General features: G+C 50.7%; 4 protein-coding genes. 3 read left to right on the top strand and 1 reads right to left on the bottom strand.

What is annotated here, in order from left to right; genetic code table 11:
* Positions 1–822 (top strand): cation:proton antiporter (locus ACWA6V_RS16940; RefSeq protein WP_449523597.1); only part of this gene is annotated, 822 nt, incomplete at its 5' end.
* An 84-nt stretch (positions 823–906) separates the two neighbouring features.
* Here ACWA6V_RS16940 and ACWA6V_RS16935 read toward each other — a convergent pair.
* Complete coding sequence (locus ACWA6V_RS16935; protein ID WP_449523596.1) at positions 907–2,529, bottom strand: methyl-accepting chemotaxis protein; 1,623 nt, start codon at positions 2,527–2,529, stop codon at positions 907–909.
* Between the two features lie 208 nt (positions 2,530–2,737).
* On the opposite strand from ACWA6V_RS16935, the gene thiI reads away from it, so the two are divergent.
* Entirely contained in the window at positions 2,738–4,216 is a 1,479-nt protein-coding gene (thiI, locus tag ACWA6V_RS16930) for a tRNA uracil 4-sulfurtransferase ThiI (RefSeq protein ID WP_449523595.1), read from the top strand.
* On the top strand, positions 4,213–5,240 hold a 1,028-nt coding region (locus ACWA6V_RS16925; protein ID WP_449523594.1), incomplete at its 3' end, for an acyltransferase family protein. The genes thiI and ACWA6V_RS16925, both read left to right, overlap by 4 nt.

Here is a 5,240-nt window from a genome sequence, read left to right as displayed (position 1 = left end):
GGCTGGATGGGGCCGAAAGGTATGACGTGGCAATTTATCCTCGGTGTAGGTATGGCCTGCGCAGTCACCGCTTTGCCGATTTTGATTTTGTTGATGGAGAAGCTGGAGATCCTGCGTCAGCCGATTGGCCAGCGGATTTTGCGCTATGCCAGCCTCGACGATATTGCCATATGGGGTGTATTGGCGTTGATCCTGCTGGATTGGGAACGCGTTGGCCGCCAGGGCATGTTCCTGCTTAGCTTCGCTGTGGCCGCCTATCTGTTCCGTAAATTGATGGTGGCAATTCAGGAAAAAGACCGTTGGTATTCCGGTTTTATCTGGTTGGCGATTGTTGGTTTAGCTGCCGACTGGGCTGGCCTGCATTTTATGGTGGGCGCATTCCTCGCCGGTGCGGTGATGGATGCCGAATGGTTTAACCAGGAAGATATGGATAAGCTGCGCCACTTCGTTTTGATGATCATCATGCCGGTATTCTTCCTCAGTACCGGACTGCGTACCAACTGGGATGTAGGCGGCTCAACGGTATTTATCGCTGCCGCAATCCTTCTTGTCGCCTCAGTCTCAGGCAAACTGGTTGGGGTTCACGCTGCCGGCAAAATCCTGAAATGGCAAAAGGGTGAGGCCTCGATTATCGGTTGGCTACTGCAGACCAAGGCGCTGATTATGATCATTTTCGCTAACGTGCTGCTCGATAAACAGATCATCACTAGCGAGACCTTTACCGCACTGCTGATCATGGCGGTCGCCAGTACCATGCTAACGGTACCGGTGGTATCGCCCAAACTGCAAAAAGTGAAAGAGCTGATTTTCCGCTCCAAGTAACCTGCGCTCTATCGATCAGGCAAAAAAGCGAAAGCCCCGGCACTTGCGTGTCGGGGCTTTTTATTTATCGATTAATCATCCTGACTAGATTACAAAACGCGATACCAGAGTATTTAAATCCGTTGCTAAACGCGCCAACTCATACGTCGCTGCGCTGGTTTGGTTGGCGCCGGCAGCCGATTGGGTCGAAAGATCACTGATATTTACGATATTACGATCCACCTCACGCGCTACCGCAGCCTGCTCTTCCGAGGCGCTGGCGATCAACAGGTTGCGCTCGCTGATCTGTCCGGCTGTTTGGTAGATCTGCTCCAGTGCTTCTCCCGCCTCTTCGGCCACCCCTAGCGTTTGTCCAGCGTGTTGCACACTGCCACGCATGGCATCCACCGCTGCTTGCGTGCCGCCCTGAACCTTGCTGATCATCTGCTCAATTTCTTGGGTAGACACCTGGGTGCGATGCGCCAGTGCACGTACCTCATCGGCCACCACCGCAAAGCCTCGGCCAGCTTCACCTGCGCGCGCCGCTTCAATTGCGGCGTTCAGCGCTAGAAGATTAGTCTGTTCGGCGATAGCGCGAATCACATCCAATACCTTGCCGATATCCTTTGATTGCTCGGCCAGGCCGCTAATTAACGCCGAGGTGTGGGTAAATTCAGTGGTCATCGCTTTCAGTGCCGAAACTGCATGCGCCACTTTATCGCGCCCTTCATGAGCAAGACGCGAGGACTGATTGGATGCCTCAGCGGTACTGACCGCGTTGCGCGCGACTTCATCCACTGCTGCACTCATTTCAGTAACAGCAGATGCAGCCTGCTGGATTTCATCATTCTGCCGCTGCAAGTTGCGCGACGAATCTTCCGTCACCGAACTCAGTTCTTCACCCGCTGAGGCAAGTTGAACCGACGTATTGCCTATCTGGCTAACAGCGCTACGCAAGTTGTCCTGCATTAACGCCAGCGCGGTAAGGACCTGAGCTGGCTCATCATTACCGTCAAAACGAATTTTCTGGGTTAAGTTGCCGCTGGCGATGGTTTCAGTAGCGATTACAGCTTGTTGGAGCGGAGTGACGATACTGCGGGTAAGCATTAATGCCAGTCCAATAGTAAGGGTCAAGGCTACCCCAATAGCTACGACAACCATTACCTTGCTATGTGCAAAAATCTCTGCCGAAGCTTCCGCAGCAACTCCTGCCCCCTGGGTGTTTACCTCACCCAAACGAAACAATAACTTCGCGATTTCATCTGCAATGGGGCGTTGCTCCGCATCAAGAATACGCCTACCTCCCTCCATATCACCTGTGCCCATAGCAGCACCAACACGCTCAACTACTGCGATGAAGCGTGCTTTAGCAGTGACCAGCTGCCTGAACAACTGACGCTCTTCATCAGTTGCTAAGTAACTCTCATAGGTTTGGAAAAGGTCATTAATTTCTTTAAGCGACACCTGCATACTCGTTTGCGTACGCGCCAACATCTCTGGCTCCGGATCCAACACCAAGCGCAATGAAAGCACCCGATAACTCATGATGGCCAAATTCATGCTTCCCAGCGTGTCGATGCTGGGCAACCAATTTTCAGTGACATCTTTGACAGTCTCATTCATTTTTGCCATTTGTTTTAACGAAAAGGCGCCCAAAGCTAGTATGAGCAACGCAAGTACGCCAAAACCTATTGCTAATCGACGACCAATTTTCATATTCCTGAACATTATGTAATTCCCCACGGTGAGCAGTGTGTAAATAGTGTGCTGCCCCAAGTATCGGCCAGGATACCTAAAGGTAAAGGCAAAAAATGGCTATGGCGCGTTAAACTCCGAATGAGGCGCCATAAGGCGCCACTTTTTTCCTAAGCTTGCTTTATAATCGCCGCCTTTTTAGCCAGCCAGCACCGGCTGTATTCTTTCAGGCGCGATCCCCATGCATGTCGTTGTTAAAGTCTTTTCCGAAATCATCATTAAAAGCACCCCGGTCCGGAAGCGCTTTATCAAACAATTGCGCGATAACCTGCCCCTGCTGTTCCGCAATTTAGGGGTCGATATCGATGTGCAGCGGGATTGGGAAAAAATTGAAATCCGCTGTCCCAATGCCGACGCCGAAATCGCCGCGCAGATCGCCGAGGTGCTGGCGCATACCCCAGGCATAGCTAACTTCGCCGTATTACACGACTATCCACTGGGTGACCTGGATTCCATCTTTCAGCACACCTTGACGCACTGGCGCGATGCACTTGCAGGCAAAACCTTTTGTGTGCGCGTGAAGCGCGTGGGCAAGCATCCCTATAGTTCGGTCGACGTAGAGCAATATGTTGGCGGCGGATTACTGCAGCACTCAGAGGCTAAGGGTGTAAGCCTGCATAAACCCGATGTCACCGTGCACCTTGAAATTAAGGGCGAGCGCCTCTGGGTGCTTACCAGCAAAACCCAGGGCATGTGCGGCTACCCGCTCGGTGCGCAAGACCCGGTACTGTCATTGATCTCCGGTGGCTTTGATTCCACCGTCTCCACCTATTTATGCATCAAACGCGGCCTGCGCGCGCACTATTGTTTTTTTAATCTTGGCGGGCGCGCGCATGAAATTGGCGTAAAAGAAGTGGCCTATTATTTATGGAATAAATACGGTGCATCGCATCGCGTTAAATTTGTCACAGTGCCGTTTGAAGACGTCGTAAAAGAAATTCTGGAAAAAGTCGACAATCCCTATATGGGTGTCACACTCAAGCGCATGATGCTGCGCGCGGCAGAAAAAGTCGCCGAGTCCCTGGAGATTCCCGCACTCGTCACCGGCGAAAGCGTGGCGCAAGTATCAAGCCAAACGCTCGTCAATTTAAATGTAATTGACCGCGCAGTTGATATGATCGTGCTGCGCCCGCTTGCCACTATGGACAAAGGCGACATCATTGATCTTTCGCGCAAAATCGGCACCGAAAGTTTTGCCGCCGGCATGCCTGAATATTGTGGAGTGATTTCCGTCAATCCAACCACACGTGCGAAATTGCCCAAAGTTATTTACGAAGAAAGTAAATTCGATATGGCAGTATTGGAGCGCGCAATTGCCGACCGCCGTGCGCAAAACATCGATGAAATTGTCGATGAGCTGGATGCCGATTTATCGGTGCCAGTGGTGAGCGAAGTCAATGCACCTGATGTGATTATCGATATTCGCCACCCGGACGAGCAAGAAGCCAGCCCGCTGAAAGTGGCTGGCGTAGAAGTGCATACAATTCCGTTTTATTCACTCAACCACAACTTCGCCAATCTCGATATGAGCCGCCAATATTATCTCTACTGCCAAAAAGGCGTGATGAGCCAATTGCATGCGGCTAATTTGAAAGATGCAGGAAAATTCAATGTCGGCGTGTATCGCCCCGAACCCAAGAGTGCCTGCGCCATTTCATGAATCCCCCACCGGTGACAATACGGAGGGAGCGACTCGCTGAATTTGATTACCTGCGCGGCATGGCAATTGCCATGATCGTGCTGGGGCATTCGATTTTTCTCGCGCAACCGGTATTTCCGGCGCTACTGGAAAATTTATTGCGCGGTGGCACCGGTCTGTTTGTTTTTATTTCCGGCTTTTTCTTCCATCGTGTTTTTTATCCGCGCTTTGATTACACGCAATTTATCACCAAAAAAGCCAAGTCCCTGCTGATCCCGTTTCTAGTCATTTCCCTGTTCGCCTTATCAATTCGCATGCTCGGCTGGTGGCAAGACGGTCTCAGCTGGCAACAAAATTTACTCAATGCCTGGTACACACTACGCAACGGCTACGTGCTTTATCCGCACTGGTATATTCCGTTCATTTTTATCACGTTTTTGTTTTCACCATTACACCTTACTTATGTTCGCTCACGCCCATCAATACAAATTTTCGTTTTACTTCTGTTTTCACTGATTGCATTACTCATGCATCGCCCGCAATCCAACTCTAATTTTTTACAATCGCTTATTTATTTCACACCTTATTATTTACTCGGGATTTTATTTTCGCAGTACAACGAGCAGTTGCGCCGCTGGCACTGGCCACTGCTCATTATCAGTTTGCTGATTATCGCCACCACCGCGCTGGTGCAAACCTACGTTTGGGTTCACCTCGGTAATTATCACAAAGCAGCATTTGTTTATGAGGGCTGGGATTTGCAATTTATCCAAATCCTGTTCGGCTGTATCGCCATGCTCGCACTTTGCCGCCATATTCGGCCATGGCTGCAACAGCACTTATGCTGGCTGGCAGAGTTGAGCTTCCCGATCTTTTTTATCCACCCGCTGCTGACGATTGCGCTGGAAAATCTGGTGGCGCTGGAGACAATAAAAGCGTTTTTCCCAGTCTCCGGTTTAGCAACCAGTTTGCTGGTGTTCAGCGCGGTGTTTTTGGTGCAGTTTTATGGTGCGGCGGGAATTGCGGTATTAATCAGGAAAACTGT

The sequence above is a fragment of the Cellvibrio sp. genome (genome assembly GCF_053579595.1).
This window is presented reverse-complemented; position numbering and strand designations above follow the sequence as displayed.

Bases quoted from the DNA above. Each gene is read 5' to 3' on its own strand.
- ACWA6V_RS16935 (WP_449523596.1), bottom strand. From the start codon at position 2,529: ATGTTCAGGAATATGAAAATTGGTCGTCGATTAGCAATAGGTTTTGGC.
- thiI (WP_449523595.1), top strand. From the start codon at position 2,738: ATGCATGTCGTTGTTAAAGTCTTTTCCGAAATCATCATTAAAAGCACC.